Source organism: Promicromonospora sp. NPDC050249 (assembly GCF_040656015.1).
In the GTDB taxonomy this organism is placed as follows: Bacteria; Actinomycetota; Actinomycetes; order Actinomycetales; family Cellulomonadaceae; genus Promicromonospora.
On the sequence record NZ_JBFAKY010000002.1, the window covers coordinates 114224 to 136392 of the forward strand.

The window sequence follows — 22169 nt, forward strand, 5'->3', positions numbered from 1 at the left end:
TGCCAATTCGGGGCAGAACGGGCGCCTAGCATCGCGGCTCATGAGCACTGAACCCGCGCCGACGGCGACCCTCCCCGAGGAGCCCGCCGCAGCGCCCACCGACGCCACGAGCGAGGCAGCGGAGCCGCCCGTGACGCCCCAGGACACCGACGGCGCCCCTCGCCCGCCGGCCCGCCCGCTGACCGCGGCCCTGCTCAACCTGAGCGGGCTCGGTCTCGGCTACCTGCACCTGCGCGCCTGGTTGCGCCTGGTCGTGGCGCTGGCCGCGACAGCAGGCCTGGCCTGGGTCGCGCTGCCGATCGGGCGCGAGCCGATCGCCGTCTGGTGGGCGCTCGGCTACCTCGGCGCGCTCGGCCTGTTCGCGCTGGACGCCGCCCTCCTCGCCCGGCGCCGGGCGCGCCGCGAGACGCCGCGAGACGCCGTGTGGACGCCGCGCGCCGCCGGCCGTATCGCGTGGGCCACGCTCGCGATCGTTCCCCTCCTGGGCACCGCGTACGTGGTGACGCAGCAGGAGGTGCTGGAGCAGTACCTGGCGTACGACCTGGACCAGGCGGAGGAGAGCCTGGAATCCGTTGGCTCAGCCTTCGGCGCGTTCAGGAAGACCTACGACACCGCGTACACGACGTATCTGCGGACGGCTGAGGAGCACCCGGGCACGCGGGCCGCGGAGCGGGTTCCCGGGCTGATCGACGACCTGTACGCGCAGGCAAAGGGCGACAAGGAGTGCACCGCGCTCACCGTGGTGCGGCACTTCGCCCAACCAGGGACACACGGCCCGCTGCGGGCGGTCGCAGAGGGTGAGCTGGCCGGCGCGCTGCACGGCTGCGGTATGGAATCCGTCGAGGGAGGCCAGCTCTCCGCCGCGGCAGAACCGCTGACCGAGCTGATGACCGACCACACGTCCAGCGATCCGGCAGCCGCCCTGCCCGACGACCTGGCGGCGTGGCGGGACGGCCTGATCAAGCAGCTGGCGAGCAAGAAGGGCTGCACGGAGACGGCCGAGGCGAGGGACTCGGCGAGCTTCCTGGCCGGCTTCGACTCCGGCAAGGTCAGTGCTCTGGCCGACAAGGCCCGGACCCAGGTGCCGGCCGGGCTGCTCGAGTGCGCGGTGCGGCAGTTCAAGGCCCAGGACCACCTCGGCGCGCAGATCAACCTGACCGCCATCCTCGACGAGTACCCCCGGGCGAAGGAGGCCGGTTACGCCGGTCGCCTCCAGATCGCCACGGGCATCGCACGGCTGGACCCGAAGGCGGGTGTGAAGCTGCCTCCGCGCACCGAGCCCGAGGGCACCGTCACCGTGACGGTCCACAACTACAGCCCGGAAAAGCTCGAGATGGTCTACACCGGCCCGGCCACCGGCGTCATCACCATCGCCGCGTGCGACGACTGCAGCTACTACGCGAAGGGCGACCAGCCGGAGTGCACCGGCTACTCGCTCACGGTCCCGAGCGAGACCATGACCATCCCGGCGGGCGACTACATCACGGCCACCCGGCACGACGGCATCATCTTCGGATGGGCCGACAAGAAGGTCAGCAAGGAGAGCTACACCGCCGACAGCTGGCTGTGCACGTGGCGCCACGAACGGTGAGCGCCACAGGCTGAGCATCCAGCACGTCCCCGTGCCGCCGAATTCCCTTCCTCGGCGGCACGGGAGCCTGTTGAATGCGTTCCGACATGACTACGTACTTCACGTCCGACCAGCACTTCGGGCACCTGAACATCATCCGGTTCTGCGACCGCCCGTTTCCCGGCGTCGGTGCGATGAACTCCCGGCTCGTCCAGCTCTGGAACGAGACAGTCACTGACGACGACACCGTGTGGGTGCTCGGCGACGTCGCCCTCGGTGCGCTCGACGAGTCGCTCGCCCACATCGGCCGGCTGGCGGGGCGCAAGCTCCTGGTGCCCGGAAACCACGACCGCTGCTGGGAGGGTGAGCGCGCGCTGCGCAAGGGCGACCCGGAGGCGCGTGAGCGACGTCGGACCAAGGAGAGGCAGCGGTATCTGGACGCGGGCTTCGCCGAGATCCACGACCGGCCCGAACCGGTCAGCGTGGGCGGGCACGACGTCGTGCTGTCGCACTTCCCCTACGAGGGCGACTCGCACGGCGAGGACCGGTTCGTCGAGTACCGGCCGGCGGACCGCGGCGCCTGGGTGGTGCACGGCCACGTGCACAACACCTGGCGCCGGCGCGGCAGGCAGATCAACGTCGGCGTCGACGCGTGGGGCGGGCGTCCCGTATCCGCCGAGGCCGTCGCCGGCCTGCTGACCGAGAGCTCGCACGACCTGGAGCCGCTGAGCTGGGTGTGACGTCGTGCACGACAAGAGCGCACGTTCTGAAGGTGATGAACGTGCGCTCAGGCGTCAGGGTGCGCGGCGTCGCTGGTGTGCGAGGCGCACCCGCTGCGTCAGCGGAAGCGCCAGGGCGCCGACCGCCGCGCGGGGGTCATGCGGATACGAGGGACTCCGAGTCGCGGTGCTCGCGGTCCGACTTGTAGGACGCGATCTCCGCTGCGTTGAACATCAGGTCGCTGCCGACCATGTGGTAATCGATCTCACCTGCCTCGAGAAGGTCGATGACGTGCAGCTTCGACACTCCCAGCAGACGCGCGGCCTCGAGCGTCGTCAGATCCTGGTGCGGTCGGTTGACTTCTGCTTCCAATGTGATTTCGTTCACACCGCTAGTCTTGCGCGCCCAGGCGGCCGGAGTCCAGTCGAATCGGTGCGAGTTTCGATATCAATCGAGGATTCTTTTCTCCCGCGCACCTGGCAAAGAGGGAAACTCTCGACCGGTGCGGTTGGCATAACGGACATGGAGCATGCCTGGCTGCGCACCGGGAAATGACCATTCCGGCACTTTCATGACCTACTGCAGACCGCCACCAATCCTGGGGTCCTCAGCCGACACCCAGCCGACGTCAAGAACGAGTCCCTCGGGCACGAAAGACGGTGCGGCGGCGTCGTAGCGACTGGTCACCGCCCGGTGCGGCTACTGGTGCGCGCCGCGGTACACGGCCGTCCGGAGCTCGCGCGCATACGGCTCGGTCTCCGGCATTCCCAGACGGGTCGCGGCGGCGATCTCTTTCTCGGCGTCGTAGGGAACTCTGACTATCTGCAGCCCGAACGGCGCCGGCCCCGGCTCGTCGAGCACGCCCTCGAGAATGGTGTAGCTCGGAACGGGCTCGTCCAACGGGTTTCCGACGCTGCCGACATTAAAAAGGGTTCTGCCGTTCTTGACCTCGACGTACGCCGCATGGATATCCCCGTAACCCACCATCGAGGGCCGCACGCCATCGCCGGTCATCGCGGTGTTCGTGAACATCCCGTCGAACTCCTCGGGCGTGTGGCTGGTGTGCACCCGGACGTGCGGGCTGGTCGCGGACGCGTGGAACAACCTGATGTGCCGCCCGCTGACGACCAGGTCGTGGCTCAGCGGAAGGTTCCGCAGCCAGTCGCGCTGGTCCTGTCGGAGCTCGTCACGCCACCACGTCATCGCGCGTGACGTCTCGTCGTCCCATACCGGCAGATGGTCGTCCCAGTTGCCGCGGACGTTGACCTCGCAGGCCGTCCGGCACCGGTCGACGACGGCACTGCCTCGCGGGCCCTTCCCGACGTAGTCGCCGAGATTGACGACCCGTTCGATCCCGCGGGACCCGATGTCGGCGAGCACCGCGTCGAGCGCGGTCAGGTTGCCGTGAACGTCACTGATCAGGGCGATTCGATCCAGGGCCACCGCTGGATCCTGCCACACGGCCGCCCGCACGTCCTCAGGCCGTCGTGAGCCCGCCGAGCTCCTCGGCCTCGCCCCTGGCCTGCCGCGCCTCGGCGAACCGCCCCTGGTCGTGCAGCGCGAGCGCCAGCACGCGCAGCGCCGCCGCGAGGCTCGGCCGGTACTTCGGTGCGTTCTCCGCGACGAGGTCCCGCAGGAGCGCCACCGCCTCGCTCGCGGGTGCCACCGCCTCGTCACCGAGCTTGAGGACGGCGAAGATCGAGCTCAGGTTGGTCAGCGACCGCGCGAGCCGGGGGCGGTAGCGGTGCGGGTCGGTGCCGACCAGCTCGCGCCAGGTCCTGGTCGCCTCGCGCTCCGCGTTGAGTGCGTCCTGCGGACGGTCCAGCCTCGACTGGGTGACGCCGAGCGCGGACAGCGCCTCGGCGAGCTCCGGCACGTACCGGCAGGGGTTGTCGGCGGCGAGCCGCCGCTGCACCCCTACCGCCTCCTGCTGCAGCTCGACGCCCTCCGCCCGCCTGCCGAGGCTCGACAGCTGCGTGCCCAGCGCCCGGAGCGAGTGCGCGAGATCCGCCAGGTAGCGGCCAGGGTTCTCCTCGGCGGTCCGGCGCCGGATCTCGACCGCCTCCTCGAGGTAGCGCAGCGACTCCACGCCCCGGCCCTGGTCGGTGAGCACGCTGCCCATGACCTCCAGCGAGTCGCCGAGCCCCGACAGGTGCTCGTCGGGATCGGCGTGGGCCAGCCGCCGGCGGATCTCCAGGGACTCCTCGGCGACCGGTAGCGCCTCCGCACCCCTGTCGAGCTCCAGCAGCCGACGAGCCACGTTCATCAGGGACAGGGCGAGCGCCCGCGTGAACCGGTCGGGGTTGCGGCCCGCGAGCCCGCGCCAGAGCTCCACCGCCTCGCGGCTCGGCGCGAGCGCGGACAACGGCTTCCCCAGCTCCGCCAGCGTGACGGCGAGGTTCGACACCGCCGTCGTCAGGTCCAGCGTGACGACGCCGGGGTGGTCGGCATCGACGAGCCGGAGGAGGCCGACCGCCTCCTCCTCGCACCGCAGCGCGTCCTGCGGCCGCCCCTGGTCGGACAGCGTCGCGCCCAGGTTCGCGAGCACAGCGGCCAGGCGCGGCCGGAACCGGTGCGGCTCCTGCTCCACGAGGCCACGGAACAGGGCCACGGCCTGCCGCTCGTACCGCTCCGCGTCGGCGGACCTGCCCACCTCGCCGAGTGCCACCCCGACGTCGCGCAGGGCCTCGGCCCGGCGCGCGCGGTCGCCGTCGGGGGTGGCGGCGAGGGTGCGGAGCGTGAGCTCTGCGCGCAGCTCGCCCAGCGCGAGCGACGGGTGCGGGAGCGCTCCGGAGACGGTACGCAGCACGTGACCGTCCTCCGGCAGCGCGGCGAGGGCCGCCCCGAGCTGGTCGAGCGCGTCGCTCAGGCCCGCGGACCGCCTGTCGAGCCGCTCCACGACCATGCCTGCGGTGCGCAGGGCGGCCCGCCGGGCCGACGGCGCCGCCGCTCCCGTCAGGCACGCCCCGAGCAGCTGCGGCGTGTCGGTGAGCTCGGCCAGCAGATGCGGGTCGACCAGCCGGCCCGGCAGCGCCCGGTGCGGGTCCAGCCGCACGAGCCACCGCCCGATGTCGGCCTCCGCGCCCGGCCGCACCCCTGGCACGACGTCCGCCACGCGCCGCACGAGGTTCTCCGCGGCGTCCGCGGTGCGCACGCCGGTGAGCGTCGCGGCGGCGACCAGGGAGTCGATGGCTTCGGGCAGGAATCCGGCCTCGCCCAGCAGCCCCGCTTCCTCGGCCGAGCGGAACCAGGTCCAGCGCTCGTGCTCGAGCAGCTCGTCGAGGGCGTCGGACACGTCGACCGGCAGCACGTTCAGCGGCCCGCGCACCTGCGACCGCAGGACGGCGCAGAGCGCCGCCGCGTGCAGGTCGAGCATGCGGGCACCACCGGGCACCGACCCGACGGCCACCCGCGGCACGGGGATCCCGAGGGCCCGCGCGTACGGCTCGACGAACGCCGTGACGAGTCGCGCGTCCACCTGCCCGGGATGCACCTCGGCGCCCAGGTCGCCACCGGCGCGCGCCGGCTCGAGCAGCGCACGGACCGCCGGGCCCGTCGCGGTCAGCCGGTCGAACCACGGGCCGACGCCGCGCGCGACCAGCAGGATCCGGAGCGCGCCGTTGCGGCCCCGCGCGGCCGTCCGCAGGAGCTCCGCGAGCGCCGGCCCGCGCGTCTCGGCGTCGTCGAGCACCAGGAGTGCGGGGGCACCGTCGGGGACGGCGGGCAGGGCAGCGGGTTCCGCGCCGTCCGGCACGTCGAGGCAGGTCCAGCCGGCGTGCGCCATCTGGTGTGCGGCCTCGCGGGCGAGGCGGGTCTTTCCGACGCCGCGCGGGCCGGTGACCAGCTGGACCGCTACGGCCTCCGGGCCGGTGCACCAGTCGAGAAGTCCCGCGAGCTCGGCGGTCCGCCCCACGAACGGCACGATGCGTCGTGCCGGCGCGAGCAGCCTCCCGGGCGACAGGGGATACGTGACCGTCGCGCCTGGAGGTGACGTCAGCATGGACACGACGTCAGTGAACCCCAATCCCGTGGGGACCGGATATCACACCCAGACAGGTGGCCGAGGCTCGCTCATGGTGTGCGGCTCAGGCGCTCCTGCTCCTCGGCGAGGATGGTCCGCGACAGCGAGGTCTCGGTCGGTGCGGCGACGTCCACGGCCGACGGCGAGGCGTCGGTGATCTCGGACTGGCGGGCGAACTCCTCGAACAGCGCCGCCTTGGAGCCGAGGATCTCCATCATCCGCTGGTCCACGGACTGCTCGACCAGGAGCCTGTGCACCTGCACCGTGCGCGTCTGGCCCATGCGGTGCGCGCGGGCGACGGCCTGCGCCTCGATCGTGGGCTTGACCTGCGGCTCGCAGAAGATGACGACGCTCGCGGCCTGTACGTTCAGCCCTACTCCCCCGGCGGTGATCTGGCTGACCAGCACCGACGGTCCGCCGGGTTCGGAGAGCGCGTCCACCATGGTCTGCCGCTCGTGCACGGGCACCGACCCGTTCAGCGGGCCGACCGCCAGGTCGCCGAGCAGGTCCATGACTCGTTCCAGGACCGACAGGAAGTACGAGAAGACGATGACACGGCGGCCGCCTTCGACGGCCTCGGTGACCAGCTCACGCAGCCGGACGAGCTTCGCGGACTCGGCGGCGTCGGACACCGTGAACGCGGCCTGCCGCATCGCCATGAAGTTGCCGGCCAGCACGGCGTCACGGTAGGCGGCGCCGTCGACCGGACCGAACTGCTCCCACTCCTCGACCTGCACCATCTCGGGCAGCTCGGTGAGCACGTCCTCCTGGTTGCGGCGCAGGTAGGCGGGCGCGACGATCCGGCGGAAGGCCCTGGCGCCGGACAGGTCCGCGTTGGGGTCGAGCTGCGCCGCGATCTCGGGCTGCAGGTAGCCGACCATGTTCTTGAACTCGGCGACCTTGTTCTCCATCGGCGTGCCGGACAGGAACAGGACGCGGTCGGAGCGGTCGGCCCAGCGCCGCACCTCGCGGCCGCGGATCGTCTCGGGGTTCTTCACGTAGTGCGCCTCGTCCACGACCAGGAGCGCCGGCCTGAGGTCGTACGGGAGGTCGAGCCTGCCGAGCACCTCGAACGTCGTGATCGCGACGCCGCCGCGCTCCAGCCAGCCGGCGGCGGTCTGCTCCCGGTCGTTGCCGTGCATCACGACCGCCGTCAGGTCGGAGTGCTGCTCCACCTCGCGCTTCCAGTTGGTGACGACGCTCGCCGGGCAGACCACCAGCACGTGCGTGCCGCCCGTGGCCACGAGGTGCGCGGCAACGGCTATCGACTGCATGGTCTTGCCGAGGCCCATCTCGTCGCCGAGGATCGTGCGGCGCTGCACCAGCGCGTACTTGGCACCGAACTGCTGGTAGCCACGCAGGTTGGCACGCAGCAGCGTGCGGTCCAGCGGCTGCGCCTCGACCCGCCGCACGACGTCGGCGGGCAGGCCGCCCTCGGCCGCCTCGTGGTCGTCGCCCAGGTCCACGACCTGCGAGAGCAGCCCGTAGTACTCGGCCGACCGGGCCTCGAAGTCCGCCCACACCTCCGCACCCTCCGGCGGCTGCCCGACGGCGGCGCGCACCGCCCGCGCGTCGTCCGTCAGCCGCGCGACCGCGACCTGGTCCGCGAGCGCGGAGACCGCCGCGAAGGCGGCGGCCTTGCGGTCGGCGGGCGCCACGAGGCGCCGCCAGAGGCTCGTGGCAAGGCCCGCGGGCTCCAGCTGTTCCGGCACGACGGCGGTCACGCGGCGCGCCTCGTCCAGGTGCCGGTGACGGGCGTCGGTGGCCAGACCGAACGCGTACAGGGTCTGGACGAGGACCGTCGCGTACGGGTCGTCGGGGTCGACGTCGATGCGGAACCGCAGGTCGGCGTCGACCTCGTCCGCGAGCTCGCGGGCCGCGGACGTGGCGAGCTTGGCGGTGCCCGCGCCGATGCCCGCGTCGACGAGACGGTCGGTACCCGCGACGAGCACCTGGGTGACGTGCTTGAACCCGGCCTTCTCCAGGACGGCGACGCGCAGCTTCTTGCGCCGCTCCTCGAGGGCCGTGACGCCGACCGTGCGCAGGACTGCGTGGACGCGCACCTCGCGGGTGGCGGTGTAGGCGTCGCGGACGCGTTCGCGCAGGCCGACGTCAGCGGTGGTGAGCAGCCGGGCGTCGTCGAGCAGGCCGTGCGCCTGCTCCACGATGCGGCGGGCCGCTCGTGCCTTCCACGGCCGGGGCGGTCCGGCGGGGGCAGCGGGTGGGCTGGGGAGGGTCGTCTGCTCGGTCATGGCGCTGCGAGCGTACCCGGATGGTCTGACATGCCCCATTCGCGTAGTACACAGTCTTTACTGGTGGTGGCCGAGGCGCCCGGCCTATGTTGAGGCCATGACCAACGAGCAGAGCGACCGGCCGAGCAGGTTCGGCGGGATCCCCGTCACGACCGTCGAGGAGCTCCGCGAGATCATCCCCCCGCCCCTCGGCCCGGCCGCCGGCAAGGTGCGCAGCTCACTGCACGACCTGGACCGGCAGTGGCTCGCGGCCTCGCCCCTGTGCCTGGTCGCGACGTCGGACGCCGACGGCAACCTGGACGTCTCCCCCAAGGGTGACCCGGTGGGGTCGCTGGTGCGCATCCTGGACGAGCGCACGATCGCCATCCCGGAGCGTCCGGGCAACCGGCGAACCGACGGGTTCCTCAACGTGCTGGCCAACCCGCACGTGGGCCTCATCTTCGTGATCCCCGGCCGGGGCGACACGCTGCGGATCAACGGTAGGGCGCGCATCGTGCGCGACGCGCCGTACCTCGCCGGCCTCCAGGTGCGCCACAACCTCCCGGTGCTCGCGCTCGAGGTCGACATCGACGAGGTCTTCCACCACTGCTCCAAGGCGTTCCTGCGCTCCAAGACGTGGGACCCCGAAACCTGGGAGCTGGAGACGGTGCCCCGCCGCGCCGTCATCGCGCACACCCTGGAGCGTCCGGAACAGACCCTCGCGCAGGTCGAGGCGCACTACGGCCCCCAGTACACGGAGACGATCTACGGCTGACGCTCTACGGCTGGCGAGCGGGCCGCGACCGACGCGCTACGGCGCGGGATCCATCTTCAGCATCGCCCGCACCGGCGCCACGCCCTCCAGCGTGACGTCGGGCCGGTACACCTCCGGGCGCGCGTCCCACATCTCGCGGGTCATGCGGTACCGGTTCTCCGTGACAGCCTCGCCCTTCCTGTCCACCACGCCGACGCCGTTCGGCGCGTAGCCCAGCGACCGGGTCACCCCGTTGGACTCGGGGTTGTCGTCGAAGGCCTCGGTCCGCGCGTCGGCGGCGTCGAACCCCTCGAACAGCAGGTGCAGCACCATCAGCCGCATCCGCTTGCCGATGCCCTGGCCGTGGTGCACGAGGCCGAGCCACGAGCCGGTCCCCGCGGACCGGGTCACGCCGAAGTCCGTGGCGTTCACGCTCTGGACGCCGATCGGCTCGCCGTCCCGGAACACCGCGAGCTCCAGCGCCCACGCGTCCGGCGAGAGCTTGCCGCGCGACGACCAGTGGTACTGCAGGACATTCCGCCGCACCTCGTCCGGCTCGCCGACGTTCCACGGAAAGACGAACGGGCTCCGCTCGGGCGGGTGGACACCGGCCACCGCGACGTCGGCCAGGTGGAACAGCTCGGCGTCGTCGGGCAGGCGCAGCTCGAGGTCGCCGCAGGCGACCCGGAGGCCGAAGGGCGGAAAGGCACTGGCGAGGTCCATGCGCCGACGGTTCCAGGCGCTTTCCAGGCGGGGCAACCTGATTTCGCCCCGGTGAGCCTGGCTGGGCGGGGCACCGCCGCTGTCGAGGCGGGGCACCGCCGCTGTCGAGGCGAGCCGCGGGGCCGGGTACACCTCTGTGGTGGGTGCCAGGCCTGCTGAATTCCGTTCAGCTCAGCCCTGCCAAGTTCGCCCTAGCTGAACTGTTCGGTGCCGCCGGATCCGCCGTAGCCGAGGTGAACGCAGTTCAGCAGACCTGGCACCTGCCACAGGGGTGTATCTCGCCCGGCGACGACCGAACGAGCCTGACCTCCAGCCCTGTGGATGACCCCCGACGCCAGGCCGGTGCGCACGGCACGCTGGTCCCATGGCACGCACCAACTACGACCCGCTGGAGAAGGACCCACTCTTCGACGGCACCCTGGACCCGGACATCGACGACGAGGTGGCTCCCGAGGTCCGGCCGCGGCCCGCCCCGACCCTGTACCGCGACGGGCTCGCCCTCGTGTGCGCGGCGGCGATCCGGTTCGAGGCCGCCAGGCGCGGCCTGAGCCAGATGCAGATCGCCGCCGAGGTCGGGCTGTCCCGCGCGGCCGTCTCCGACCGGTTCCGCGGCAAGACCGCCTGGACCCTGGATCAGCTCGGTGTGCTCGCCCAGCTCTTCGGCTGCGACGTCTCCGTGCTGGTCAACGAGCCCCGCAAACCGGTACGGGACGTGGCCGGGAACTACTGGTGAGCAGGTCTCGACAGGCTCGACCACCGGGAAGGCTCAACCACCCGGGCCGGGCCGGCTCACTCCAGGGTCGCGTCCGCCGCGCGGCGGGCGACCACGCCGAGGTCGCCGTCCGCCTGCGCCGCCCAGGCGCGCTGCCGCGAGGCGCCGTCACCACCTGACCAGAGGGTACCCAGCAGCTCGGTGACGGTGTCGAGGTCGCCCATGTCGGCCAGAGCGTCCCGGACGTGGTCCACCAGCGCCCCGATGACGTCGTGCGCGGGGGCCGGCCGCCAGGTCCGGGGATCCACGAGGTCGCCGGACAGGCCCGACCGACCCGCCCGCCAGATCGCGGTGCGCAGGATCTCGACCGGGACGTCGGGTGCGGGCGAGTCCGCCGCGCGCGCCGCGGTCTCCACGAGCCCGCGGGCCAGCCCTGCCATCAGCGTCGCCGTGTCCGCGGACAGGCACACGTCGGCCACCCGGATCTCCACGGTCGGGTAGCGCGCCGACAGACGGGCGTCGAAGTAGACCATGCCCTGGTCCAGGATCGTGCCCGTCGCGACCAGGCCCTCCACGGCCGAGTGGTACGCCTCCGGCGTGCCGAACAGCCGCGTCGGGCCGGCCGTGGGCCAGCGGGACCAGACCTGCGAACGGAAGCTCGCGTACCCGGAGTCGTCGCCCATCCAGTACGGCGAGTTCGCGGACAGCGCCAGCAGCGGGGCCAGCCAGGGCCCGATGCGGTCGAGCACCGCGACGCCCTCGACGTCGCTGGCCACTCCGACGTGCACGTGGCAGCCGCTCGTGAGCTGCTCCCGGGCGGTCAGCCCGAAGGCGGCGCGCGCCGCCTGGTACCGGAGCTTGCCGACCGTCGTGCCGGCGAACGCCAGGGGCGAGGTACCGAGCGCCGCGACGCGCGCGTCGTGGCGCTCGGCCGCCGTCTGGGCGCCGGCCCGGCCCTCCCGGATCGCGGCGGCGATCTCCTCCAGCGTCGTGCGCGGCGGCGTGGCCGTCTCGATCTGCTCTTCCATGAACTCGTGCTCGAGCGGACCGTCGGCCGGCTCCGCGCTGCCGAGCACGTCCTGCGCTCGCGCGATCGGAGCACCGTCGTGCCCGACGAGCATCAGTTCCTCTTCGACGCCGACGGTCCGCCTTGTCACTGTATTTGTGGCGTTCACCAGGGAAGTCTCACACGTCTCCCGGGCAACTCGCCCCTCACACCCGAGCGAGCGCCGCGAGCGCGTCGCGCGTGGCGTCGGCAGCGGTCATACGCTGTGCCGTGACGATGTGGTCACGGCTCGCGTGGTCGAGGAACGCAACCGGCAGGCCCACGTGCACCTGCGGTGTCGCGATGCCCTGCTCGCCGGCGCGCTGCGCGAGCATGTCGCCCACGCCGCCGTCGACCACGCCGTCCTCGAGCGTGACCACGAGGTCGTGCTCGCCGCACAGCTTGACCAGGTTCTCCGGGACGGGCAGCACCCACGTCGGGGACGCGACGGTGACCGCCAGGCCGTGCGCGGCGAGCGCCTCGCCGGTCTCCATGGCACAGCCGGCCATCGAGCCGACCCCGACCACGAGCACCCGCCGCGCCTCCCCGCCCGCCGCAGAGAACCGCCCCACGACATCCACGCCGTCGAGCTCCTCGAGTGCCGGGATGTCGTCGCCCACGGCGCCCTTGGGGTACCGGACCACCGTGGGCGCGTCGTCGACGTCGACGGCGGTGCGCAGGGCGGCGCGCAGCGTCGTCTCGTCGCGGGGCGCGGCCAGCCGCAGGCCGGGCACGATGCGCAGCATCGCCATGTCCCACATGCCGTTGTGGCTGGCGCCGTCGTCGCCGGTGATGCCGGCGCGGTCGAGGACGAAGGTGACGCCCGCCTTGTGCAGGGCGACGTCCATGAGCACCTGGTCGAACGCCCGGTTCAGGAACGTCGCGTACACGGCGACGACGGGGTGCAGCCCGGCGAACGCCATACCGGCGGCCGAGGTCACCGCGTGCTGCTCGGCGATGCCGACGTCGAAGGTGCGCTCCGGGAACTGCTCCTGGAACGGCGCGAGCCCGACAGGGTGCAGCATGGCGGCGGTGATGGCGACGACGTCGGGCCGGCGGCGGCCGATCTTGACGATCTCGTCGGCGAAGATCTTGGTCCAGCCGAACCGGCTGGGCGCCACGGGCAGCCCGGTCTCGGGGTGGATGACGCCGACGGCGTGGAACCGGTCGGCGATGTCCTCCTCGGCGGGCTTGTACCCGCGCCCCTTCTCGGTGATGGCGTGCACGATCACGGGGCGGCCGTACGCCTTGGCGCGGCCGAGCGCGCGCTCCAGGGCCTCCTCGTCGTGGCCGTCGACAGGGCCGATGTACTTGATGCCGAGGTCCTCGAACAGGCCCTGCGGCGCGACGACGTCCTTGAGGCCCTTCTTCAGGCCGTGCAGCCAGCGCCAGGCGAAGCGTCCGGGCGCGCCGGAGCGGTGCAGCGCCCGGGTGCCCCAGCTGAGGACGGCCTCGTAGCCGCCGGAGGTGCGCAGCGTGTCGAGGTGGTTCGCGAGCCCGCCGATGGTCGGCGAGTAGGACCGGCCGTTGTCGTTGACGACGATCACGAGCCTGCGGTCCCGGCTCTCGGCGATGTTGTTCAGCGCCTCCCAGGCCATGCCGCCCGTCAGGGCCCCGTCGCCGATGACCGCCACCGCGTGGTCGTCCTTGCCGCGCACCTGGTTCGCCTTGGCGATGCCGTCCGCCCAGGAGAGCGCGGTGGAGGCGTGGGAGTTCTCGACGATGTCGTGGGGCGACTCGGCGCGGCTCGGGTAGCCCGACATGCCGCCGCGCTTGCGCAGCTCCGAGAAGTCGTGGCGGCCCGTCAGCAGCTTGTGCACGTAGGCCTGGTGGCCGGTGTCGAACACTATGGAGTCACGCGGCGAGTCGAAGACCCGGTGCATGGCGATGGTCAGCTCGACGACGCCAAGGTTCGGGCCGAGGTGACCGCCCGTGCGCGAGACGCTCTCGACGAGGAATCTACGGATCTCCTCCGCGAGCTCCGGCATCTGACCGGGCGTCATCGCCCGGACGTCCTCGGGCGAACGTATGTCGCTCAGCAGGCCCATGCTCGTCCTTTCGTCGTGCCCCTCAGCAGGGGAATCGGGGCCCCACTCTAAGGGTCGCCGACCACTCCACTGTGCCACGGGACCGCTGCCTGCCGTGCCTGTCTCCTGCCTGTCTCCGATACCTCCACAACGATGTGGCCGGACTCATAGGCAGGGCGGGCAGAAGACCTTACTGTTGGTGAACGTGCGATTCCTCCCCGAGCAGAGCCCGGCCACCGACCTCACCTACGGCGACGTCTTCCTCGTCCCGTCCCGCTCGGACGTCACGTCGCGGTTCGACGTCGACCTCGCGTCCGACGACGGCACCGGCACCACGATCCCCGTCGTCGTCGCGAACATGACCGCGGTGGCGGGCCGCCGCATGGCGGAGACCGTCGCCCGGCGCGGCGGGATCGCGATCATCCCGCAGGACGTCCCCGCCGACATCGTGGCGAGCGTGGTCGCCGACGTGAAGGCCAAGGACCCCGTCATCGAGACGCCGGTGGTCGTCTCCCCGCACGACACCGTGCACAGCGTGCTGAACCTGCTCGGCAAGCGGTCGCACGGCGCGGCCGTCGTCGTCGAGGACGACCGGCCCGTCGGCGTCGTGACCGAGTCGGACTGCACGGACGTCGACCGGTTCACGCGCGTCTCGGAGGTCATGTCCGCCGAGCCCCGCCTGCTGGACGCCGCCCTCCTGGACACCCCGGGCGGGCTGGAGGCCGCGTTCGACGTGCTGCACGCCGCACGCCTCGACCTGGCGCCGGTGGTGCGCGACGGGCGCCTGGCCGGGATCCTCACCCGCAAGGGGGCGCTGCGCTCGTCGATCTACTCCCCCGCCCTCGACGCGTCCGGCGCCCTGCGCATCGGGGCCGCCGTCGGCATCAACGGCGACGTCGCCGCGAAGGCCAAGGACCTGCTCGCGGCGGGCGTGGACGTGCTGGTCGTCGACACGGCGCACGGCCACCAGACCAAGATGCTCGCCGCCCTGGAGGCTGTCCGGTCCGTCGACCCGCGGGTGCCGGTGGTGGCGGGCAACGTCGTCACCGCCGAGGGTGTGCGCGACCTCGTGGCCGCGGGCGCCGACATCCTCAAGGTCGGCGTGGGCCCGGGCGCGATGTGCACCACGCGCATGCAGACCGGCGTCGGGCGCCCCCAGTTCTCCGCGGTCCTGGAGTGCGCGGCAGCGGCCCGCGAGCTCGGCAAGCACGTCTGGGCCGACGGCGGCGTGCGCCACCCCCGCGACGTCGCCCTGGCGCTGGCCGCTGGCGCGTCGCAGGTGATGGTGGGCTCCTGGTTCGCCGGGACGTACGAGTCGCCCGGCGACCTGAAGTCCGACGGCACCGGCCGGCTCTACAAGGACTCGTTCGGCATGGCCTCGGCGCGCGCGGTCGCGGCCCGCAACTCGGGTGCGGGGACCGCGTTCGCGCGCGCCCGCAAGGCGCTCTACGAGGAGGGCATCTCGACCGGCAAGATGTACCTCGACCCGGCCCGGCCGGGCGTCGAGGACCTGCTGGACGAGATCACGTCGGGCCTGCGGTCCTCGTGCACGTACGCGGGCGCGCGCTCGCTCGCCGAGTTCTCGGAGCGCGCGGTCGTGGGCATCCAGTCGGCCGCGGGCTACCAGGAGGGTCTCCCGGTCCCGACGAGCTGGTAACCCTCTTGCGGGGTTACTCGACGATGACCAGGCGGCGGGTCGGGCGGGTGAGCGCGACGTAGAGGTCGCGCTCGCCACCCGGCCTGGCGTTCCGGATACCCTCCGGGTCGGCCACCACCACGGTGTCGAACTCGAGACCGCGCACCTGGGAGACGGGCACCACCCGGACACCCGTGCCGTCGAGCGCCGCCGCTGTCCGGGCGACCGCGGCGTCGGCGGCCACGACGGCGACGAGCGCCTCCGGGTCGGACTCCGCCTCGGCTCGCGCCTCCGCCACGACGGCGGACACCAGGTCGCCGTCCGCCGCCACCCGGCGCGGCTCGTCCCCGTTGCGCACCGCCACGACGGGCGCCTGGTGGGGGGCGATCTGCGCGAGCAGCGGCGCCGCCGCGGCCAGGACCTCTGCGGTGGTGCGGTAGCAGACGGTGAGCGTGCGCACGTCCGCACGCCTGGCCAGGTCGCTGCCCAGCGCGTCGCCCCAGGACGCCGCGCCGGTGGCCGGCCCGGCCTGGGCGAGGTCGCCGACCACCGTCATGGACCGGCCGGGGCAGCGGCGCAGCACCGAGCGCCACTGCATGGGTGTCAGCTCCTGCGCCTCGTCCACCACCACGTGCCCGTACGTCCGGGCGGGCGGGCCGTTGAGCAGATGCTCCGCCTCGTCGAGCAGCGGCAGGTGGGCCGCGGTCCAGGTGCCGTCGGGGGCGCCGTCGACGGTGAGCTCCGGGCGCTGGTCCAGCACGTCGAGGACGACGTCCGCCGCCTCAAGCCGCGGCCAGGCGGCCTCGACCGCCCGCTCGAGCGCGAGGTCGTCGGCGAGCTCGGCCCGCAGGGCGCCGGGGTCGAGCTCCGCCACCGCGGCGGCGTGCCCGAAGGCGCCGCCCTCGTCCGGGGCGAACCCGAGCCGCTCGAGGTCCTTCGCCGCCGCCTTGTCGACGTTCACGCCGCCCGTCAGCACCTCGATGTCCTCGTCCAGCTTGGCGAGCATGATCCGGGCGCGCGCCTGCACCTCGTCGGACACGAAGTCCACGACGAGGTCCTTGAACAGCGACCGCGCCTGGTTGTGCGGCAGGCCGGCGCCGCCGGCGGTCGCCCGCGCCTCGGTCAGCGCGCGGGTGTCCATGGTGATCGCGTCGCCGTCGACCAGCACGGTCAGCGTGCCCGCGGGGGCCTGGTAGCCGCGGATCGTCTCGGCCAGCTCGTCGGCCAGCCGCACGTCGCCGGCGGCGCGGCGCAGCTCGTGGCCCACCGGGGCTGTGTCGACGTCGAGGCCGAGGGCGTCGGCGACGAGGCGGTCGGCGGTGCTCATCGCCACGTCGTTCTCGCCGAGCGACGGCAGCACCTCGGCGATGTAGTCGAGGAAGCGCGAGTTCGGGCCCAGCACGAGCACGCCGTCGGCCCGCGCCTCGTCGAAGCCCGCGAGGACGTAGGCGGCGCGGTGCAGGGCGACCACGGTCTTGCCCGTGCCGGGACCGCCCTCCACGACGGTGACGCCGCGGTGCGCGGACCGGATGATCGCGTCCTGCTCTGCCTGCAGCGTGGACACGACGTCCCGCATCCGGCCGGTGCGCCGGGCGCCGATGGCCTCGAGCAGCGGCCCGTCCCCGACGAGGTCCTCCGGGCCGGGCTCCGTGCCGTCCAGGAGCTCGTCGCTCACGCGGGTGACCTTGCGGCCCTCCAGGCGCAGGTGCCTGCGTCGGTGCAGCCCCATGGTGTGCGCGGCGGTGGCGGCGTAGAAGGGGCGGGCGGCGTCGGCGCGCCAGTCGACGAGCAGCTGGTCGTCGCCGTCGCTCAGGCCGGTCCGCCCGATGTGCAGGGTGCGGCCGTCGGCGTGGTCGATCCGGCCGAAGCAGAGGTGGTGCTCGGCAGAGCCGAGCGTGCGCGCCCGGCGGTTGAGCATGCGGACACGCACCTCGCGGGTGAACGCCTCCTCCGGGTCCGTCGACGACGCGCGGACGGCGTCGTCGAGGTCCGCGGTGACGCGGGCCAGCTCACCGTCGAGCCTGGCGTACATGGCATCGACGTGGTCCTGCTCGGCGGACTGCTCGATCTGGCGTTGCTGCACCGGGTCTCCTTCGTGTTGGCCTGGGGGTCAACGCGGACCGTTCGCAGAACGTTCCCAGGGTTGCACCGCACTCGGGCGCGCCCCGCGGCTCAGGACTCCGCTGCCCGCTGCCCGAACGTGCCGTCGGTGACGGTCGCCCAGGAACGGCGCACGATCTCCTCGAGCACCGTGAGATCGACCTGTTCGAGGTCCTTCAGATAGAGGCAGCCGACGCCGGTGGTGTGCGGGCCCAGCCCGGCCAGCAGCTCCTCGTGGGCGCCGACGCCGTCCGCCAGGTACACCGTGGTGGCCGCCTTGCGGGGCGCGAACCCCGCGGCGGGCGCATGCCCGGAGCGGCCGCTCGGGTACTCGTACCGGTACTCGCCGAACCCGAGGATCGAGGTGCCGAACATGCGTGGCGGCGCACCCGTGACGCGCTCCATGAGTTCCCACAGGGTCCGCGCGTCGCGCCGCCGGACGGCGGAGGGCACGGCGTCGACGTAAGCGGCGGGGTCTTCGTCGGTCCAGGTGGTCGCCATGGTTCCAGTATGGGCATACCGGTACCGTTGACCGCTCGCTCGGCACCGCGCCGGCCGGGCCCCCACCGCGCCCCCCGCCCCGCACGAGACCAGACAAAGGAGCCGCCGTGGTCGCCGCCGACCTCGACGTCACAGTCGACCTCAGCCGAGAGCTCCTCCAGGAGCAGCACCCCGACCTCGCCGGCCTGCCGCTGGAGCTCGTGGCGAACGGCTGGGACAACGTGATGGTCCGCCTGGGTGACGACCTCGCGCTGCGCCTCCCCCGGCGCGAGCTCGGGGCGCAGCTCATGCGCAACGAGCACCGGGTGCTCCCGCTGCTCGCCCCGCGGCTGCCCGTGCCGGTCCCCGTCCCGGTCCGCACCGGCGCGCCCAGCGCAGCGCTCGGCTACCCGTGGCCCTGGGGCATCGTGCGGTGGGCCGACGGCGTCCCCGCGGCCACCGTCCCGGCGGCGGAACGCACGCCGTGGGCCGAGCACCTGGCGCGGGTGTTCGTCGCGCTGCACCAGCCGGCGCCCGAGGACGCCCCGGGGAACAGGTTCCGCGGGATCCCCGTGGCCGAGCGGACGGCGACCTTCGAGGACCGCGTGACGCTGCTCCCCGAGCGGTTCCAGGACCGGGCGAACGACCTGTGGGCCGACGCCGCCGACGCCCCCGGCTACGACGGCGACCCGGTGTGGCTGCACGGCGACCCGCACCCGGCCAACCTGGTGGCCGACGGCGACCGGCTCTCCGCCGTGATCGACTTCGGCGACGTGACCAGCGGCGACCCGGCGTCGGACCTCGGCGCGATGTGGCTGACCTTCGACGCCGAGGGCCGGGACCGCTTCCGCCGCGTGATCGATGCCCAGGCTCGAGGTGGCCGCGGCTGGGACTCCGGGATGTGGCGCCGCGCCCGGGGCTGGGCCCTGCTGTACACGGCCATCTGCTTCTCCTACCCGGACACGCACCCGATCATGGTCGGCGTCGGGGAGCACGCGATCGAGCAGCTGTTCGGCTGAGCGACGCCTGGTTGTCAGTGGCTCCGGCTACGTTCCTCGCATGTCCTACTTCAGGCCCTTCTTCGCCCTCCTGCCCGGCACCCCCGACGGCACGCCCCACCCCCAGACGGTGCACGACCTCGGCGTGCTGCACGTGCCGTCGGGGCGGGTCGAGGCTTCCGACCCGTACGTCGCCCTGGGCGACGGCCTGGTGGCCACCGTGCCGCCGGGCACCTACCCGGTGCGGGTCACCGTCGCCGACGTCTCGGAGGCCCGGGACGGCAGCCACCCGCGGGAGGCCTACCTGTCCCTGGTGGTCTCCGACGCCGCCCCCGTCGCGGAGGTGCGGCTCGTCTCGCCGGAGGGCGCCGAGCCGCCGACCGGTGACGAGTTCTACGGCGTCGGCGTCGACGCGGGCACTGTCGCCTTCACGGACGCCGGGGCGGCCACCGCCTGCATGCCGCCCCGGGAGGAGGACTGGTACGAGGACCTCTTCGACAACGGCACCGAAAGTTCCTGGTTCGCGCTCCAGGACGACCCGGACCACTACCGGAACGGCTGCGCCAACATCACCCTGCCGCTGGCCACGGCCGGCGAGAACATAGTGCTCAGCCACTCCGGCTGGGGCGACGGCTTCTACCCGGTGGTCAGCACCCACGGCGCCGACGGGGCGCTGCTCGGTCTGCACATCGACCTCCTGGTCGCCGGGCCGGAGGACGACGAGGACGACGAGGACGCGGAGGAGACCACGGTCGCCGTCGGCGCGTGAACCGTGCGGCCGCGGGTCAGAACCGCACGGCCGTCGTGTTGGCCCCGCACACCAGCACCGCGACCCGCTCCCCCGGCTCCGGCACGTAGCTCCCGGACAGCACGGCGGCGAGCGCCGCCGCACCGCCCGGCTCGGCCACGACGCGGGCGGTGTCCCAGAGGGAGTGCTGGGCCGATGCGATGGCGTCGTCGGTGACCAGCACCGACTCGGCGACGAACTGCTGGGACAGCGGGAACATGAGCCGGCCCACCTGCCGGGGTGCCAGCGAGTCGGCGGCGATGCCCTCGGTGGGCGCGTCGACCGGCTCGCCGGCGGCGAGCGCGCGGTGCAGCGTCGGCGAGCCCTCGGGCTCGACCGCGACGACCTTCACGTCGCCGCGGAACCAGGCGGAGATGCCGCCGATGAGCCCGCCGCCGCCCACCGCGACGAGCAGCGTGTCGACGTCGGGCAGGTCCTGGGCGATCTCCAGCCCGAGCGTGCCCTGTCCGATGAGCGTCTCGGGCTGGTCGTAGGCGTGCACCGTCATGGCGCCGGTACCGGCGACGAACTCCTCGCTCGCGGCGAGCGCGTCGGCATACCGGTCGCCGCCCACGACGAGCTTCGCGCCGTAGCCGCGGATGCGGTCGGCCTTGGCCGGCGAGGTCACGCTCGGCACGAAGATCGTGGCGGGGATCCCGAGCCGGGCGGCCGCGTAGGCGACTGCCGCTCCGTGGTTGCCGCCCGAGGCGGCGACCACGCCGGCGTCGGGCACGTCGCGGGTGAGCAGGCTCGTGAACGCGCCGCGCGCCTTGAACGAGCCGGAGTGCTGCAGGCACTCGAGCTTGAGCGACACGGGGTGCGCGGGGCGGCCGAAGTCCGCCAGGTCGACGTCCAGCACGGGGGTGTGCCGCACGTGCGGGCGGATCAGGGCCTCGGCGGCGCGGATCGCGTCGCGGGTCACGTCGGTCATCGGGTGCTCCTCAGGTCTTCGAACGCTCCGGCCAGCCGGTCGGCCAGAGCGGGGTCGTGCCGCGCCGCCTCGGCGTGGATCGCGCGGACCGCCGCCTCGTGGGTCGTCCGCAGCTCGCCGGTACCGGTCCCGGCCGCACGGACACCGGCGAGCACGCCCAGCTCGGCGGCGGGCAAGCCGTCCACGCCGCGGCCCTGGTGCGGGCTGAGCCCGTTCCGCAGGCAGGCGAGCGAGACGAGCTGTTCGCGGACGCCGTCGAGCATGGTCACCGCCTGCCAGGGGCGGCCCCGGGCGATGGCGGACCGGGCGTGCAGCGCGTGCAGCCATGCCAGGCCGATCAGGCGTTCCGGGTCGGGCGGCGGCAGGTGCGCGGGCGGGTTGGTCTCGCCGAACAGCAGGCGGAATCCCGGAACCGTCTCGCGGAACCGCTCGTACGGCCAGAAGGACACGTCCACCTGCAGCGACCCGGCGAGCAGGAACACGCGGTAGAGCACGCCGTCGGCCACGACGTCGAGGTGGTGGACGGCCCCGTGGGCCGCGTACAGGGTGTCGGTCCACCGGGCCGCGACGTCGGCCGGGTCGCCGTCGGCGGCGACCCGCAGGACCAGGTCGATGTCCGACCACTCGTCCTCGCGCCCCGTGGCACCGGAGCCGACGAGCGCGGCGGCCGCCACGGCGTCGTCCGCCCGGGCGGTCTCCACGAGGGCGTCACGCACGGCCTCGCGGGTACGGGTGGTGAACCTCACGAGATCCCGAGCTCCTTGGTGCGGTCCCAGTCCTCGGTCCAGCCGAGCTGGTCGAACATGGCGTCCAGGATCCCTGCGGTGAACCCCCACACGAGGTGGGTGAGGTCGCCGTCGTGCACGTGGAAGCCAGGGCCGCGCCAGGTCTGGTTGCCACGGCGGGCGACCACCGTGAACCGGTTGGCGGGGTCGAGGAGGTCGGCGACGGGCGCGCGGAAGACGTGCGCGGACTCGGCGGCGTCGACGACGCCGACGGGCGTGGGCCGGGCCCACCAGCCGAGCACCGGGGTGACGACGTGGTTGCTGACCGGCATGGGCAGCTCGTCGAACGTGCCGAGCACCTCGACGCCTGCCGGGTCCAGCCCGGTCTCCTCGACGGCCTCGCGCAGGGCGGCGGCCACGGCGTCCTCCCCGTCGTCGGCGCGGCCGCCCGGGAAGGCGACCTGGCCGGCGTGGCTGCGCAGCGTCGCGGCCCGTGCGAGCAGCAGCACGTCGAGGTCGGCGGGCACCGCGAGATCGTGGTCGTCGCGGTCGGTGGCCAGGTCGTCCAGGACGCCGAACAGCACGAGGACCGATGCGGGGCGGGCGTCACTCGTGAAGTCACCGCGCGCGTGCCGCCACGGCCCGTCGAAGCCCTGTTCGGCGAGCGCGACCAGCTGCTTGCGTGCGGATGCGGAGGAGCTCACTGCCC

General features: G+C 73.1%; 19 protein-coding genes. 7 read left to right on the forward strand and 12 right to left on the reverse strand.

The window, feature by feature from the left end; all coding sequences use genetic code 11:
- Positions 1-40 precede the first annotated feature (40 nt).
- Positions 41-1591 (forward strand): hypothetical protein, encoded by a 1551-nt coding sequence (locus AB0I32_RS02130; RefSeq protein WP_357502354.1) that lies wholly within the window; start codon positions 41-43, stop codon positions 1589-1591.
- A gap of 86 nt (positions 1592-1677) precedes the next feature.
- A complete protein-coding gene (locus AB0I32_RS02135) occupies positions 1678-2310 on the forward strand; it encodes a metallophosphoesterase (protein WP_357502356.1) in 633 nt (210 codons plus the stop codon).
- A gap of 136 nt (positions 2311-2446) precedes the next feature.
- On the opposite strand, the gene AB0I32_RS02140 is transcribed toward AB0I32_RS02135, so the two are convergent.
- The 4 genes from AB0I32_RS02140 to AB0I32_RS02155 form a co-directional block, all read right to left on the reverse strand.
- Complete coding sequence (locus AB0I32_RS02140; RefSeq protein ID WP_357502358.1) at positions 2447-2677, reverse strand: excisionase family DNA-binding protein; 231 nt, start codon at positions 2675-2677, stop codon at positions 2447-2449.
- 312 nt (positions 2678-2989) lie between these two features.
- Positions 2990-3733 (reverse strand): metallophosphoesterase family protein, encoded by a 744-nt coding sequence (locus AB0I32_RS02145; RefSeq protein WP_357502360.1) that lies wholly within the window; start codon positions 3731-3733, stop codon positions 2990-2992.
- 34 nt (positions 3734-3767) lie between these two features.
- A complete protein-coding gene (locus tag AB0I32_RS02150) occupies positions 3768-6290 on the reverse strand; it encodes a tetratricopeptide repeat protein (RefSeq protein WP_357502693.1) in 2523 nt (840 codons plus the stop codon).
- A gap of 71 nt (positions 6291-6361) precedes the next feature.
- Complete coding sequence (locus AB0I32_RS02155) at positions 6362-8563, reverse strand: DEAD/DEAH box helicase (RefSeq protein ID WP_357502362.1); 2202 nt, start codon at positions 8561-8563, stop codon at positions 6362-6364.
- 97 nt (positions 8564-8660) lie between these two features.
- Between AB0I32_RS02155 and AB0I32_RS02160 the strand changes: the two genes are divergently transcribed.
- Complete coding sequence (locus AB0I32_RS02160) at positions 8661-9317, forward strand: MSMEG_1061 family FMN-dependent PPOX-type flavoprotein (RefSeq protein ID WP_357502364.1); 657 nt, start codon at positions 8661-8663, stop codon at positions 9315-9317.
- Positions 9318-9353: 36 nt separating this feature from the next.
- Here AB0I32_RS02160 and AB0I32_RS02165 read toward each other — a convergent pair whose 3' ends face one another.
- Positions 9354-10019 (reverse strand): GNAT family protein, encoded by a 666-nt coding sequence (locus AB0I32_RS02165; RefSeq protein WP_357502366.1) that lies wholly within the window; start codon positions 10017-10019, stop codon positions 9354-9356.
- A 364-nt stretch (positions 10020-10383) separates the two neighbouring features.
- Here AB0I32_RS02165 and AB0I32_RS02170 point away from each other — a divergent pair, with 364 nt between their 5' ends.
- Entirely contained in the window at positions 10384-10752 is a 369-nt protein-coding gene (locus AB0I32_RS02170) for a helix-turn-helix transcriptional regulator (RefSeq protein WP_357502368.1), read from the forward strand.
- Between the two features lie 56 nt (positions 10753-10808).
- Here AB0I32_RS02170 and AB0I32_RS02175 read toward each other — a convergent pair whose 3' ends face one another.
- Positions 10809-11906, reverse strand: a complete 1098-nt coding sequence (locus AB0I32_RS02175) for a glutamate--cysteine ligase (RefSeq protein ID WP_357502370.1) — start codon at positions 11904-11906, stop codon at positions 10809-10811.
- A gap of 37 nt (positions 11907-11943) precedes the next feature.
- Positions 11944-13824 carry a 1-deoxy-D-xylulose-5-phosphate synthase gene (dxs, locus tag AB0I32_RS02180; protein ID WP_357502372.1) on the reverse strand — a complete coding sequence of 627 codons (1881 nt, stop codon included), beginning with the start codon at positions 13822-13824 and terminating at the stop codon, positions 11944-11946.
- Positions 13825-14008: 184 nt separating this feature from the next.
- Between dxs and AB0I32_RS02185 the strand changes: the two genes are divergently transcribed.
- Complete coding sequence (locus AB0I32_RS02185; protein WP_357502375.1) at positions 14009-15460, forward strand: GuaB1 family IMP dehydrogenase-related protein; 1452 nt, start codon at positions 14009-14011, stop codon at positions 15458-15460.
- Between the two features lie 13 nt (positions 15461-15473).
- On the opposite strand, the gene AB0I32_RS02190 is transcribed toward AB0I32_RS02185, so the two are convergent.
- Together AB0I32_RS02190 and AB0I32_RS02195 are read right to left on the reverse strand one after the other, a co-directional pair.
- Positions 15474-17522 carry an AAA family ATPase gene (locus AB0I32_RS02190; RefSeq protein WP_357502377.1) on the reverse strand — a complete coding sequence of 683 codons (2049 nt, stop codon included), beginning with the start codon at positions 17520-17522 and terminating at the stop codon, positions 15474-15476.
- A gap of 89 nt (positions 17523-17611) precedes the next feature.
- Positions 17612-18040 carry a DUF1801 domain-containing protein gene (locus AB0I32_RS02195; protein ID WP_357502379.1) on the reverse strand — a complete coding sequence of 143 codons (429 nt, stop codon included), beginning with the start codon at positions 18038-18040 and terminating at the stop codon, positions 17612-17614.
- 107 nt (positions 18041-18147) lie between these two features.
- On the opposite strand from AB0I32_RS02195, the gene AB0I32_RS02200 reads away from it, so the two are divergent.
- Positions 18148-19038: an aminoglycoside phosphotransferase family protein gene (locus AB0I32_RS02200; RefSeq protein WP_357502381.1), complete on the forward strand. Its 891-nt coding sequence runs from the start codon at positions 18148-18150 to the stop codon at positions 19036-19038.
- 40 nt (positions 19039-19078) lie between these two features.
- A complete protein-coding gene (locus AB0I32_RS02205; protein ID WP_357502383.1) occupies positions 19079-19786 on the forward strand; it encodes a DUF4241 domain-containing protein in 708 nt (235 codons plus the stop codon).
- A gap of 16 nt (positions 19787-19802) precedes the next feature.
- Here AB0I32_RS02205 and AB0I32_RS02210 read toward each other — a convergent pair whose 3' ends face one another.
- From AB0I32_RS02210 to AB0I32_RS02220, 3 genes are read right to left on the reverse strand one after another with little or no spacing between them, the layout of a single operon-like run.
- On the reverse strand, positions 19803-20735 hold the full coding sequence (locus AB0I32_RS02210; protein ID WP_357502385.1) for a threonine/serine dehydratase: 933 nt from the start codon (positions 20733-20735) through the stop codon (positions 19803-19805).
- A complete protein-coding gene (locus AB0I32_RS02215) occupies positions 20732-21481 on the reverse strand; it encodes a nucleotidyltransferase domain-containing protein (RefSeq protein WP_357502387.1) in 750 nt (249 codons plus the stop codon). Before AB0I32_RS02215 ends, AB0I32_RS02210 begins: the two co-directional genes overlap by 4 nt.
- Positions 21478-22164: a CoA pyrophosphatase gene (locus AB0I32_RS02220; protein WP_357502389.1), complete on the reverse strand. Its 687-nt coding sequence runs from the start codon at positions 22162-22164 to the stop codon at positions 21478-21480. Before AB0I32_RS02220 ends, AB0I32_RS02215 begins: the two co-directional genes overlap by 4 nt.
- Positions 22165-22169 lie beyond the last annotated feature (5 nt).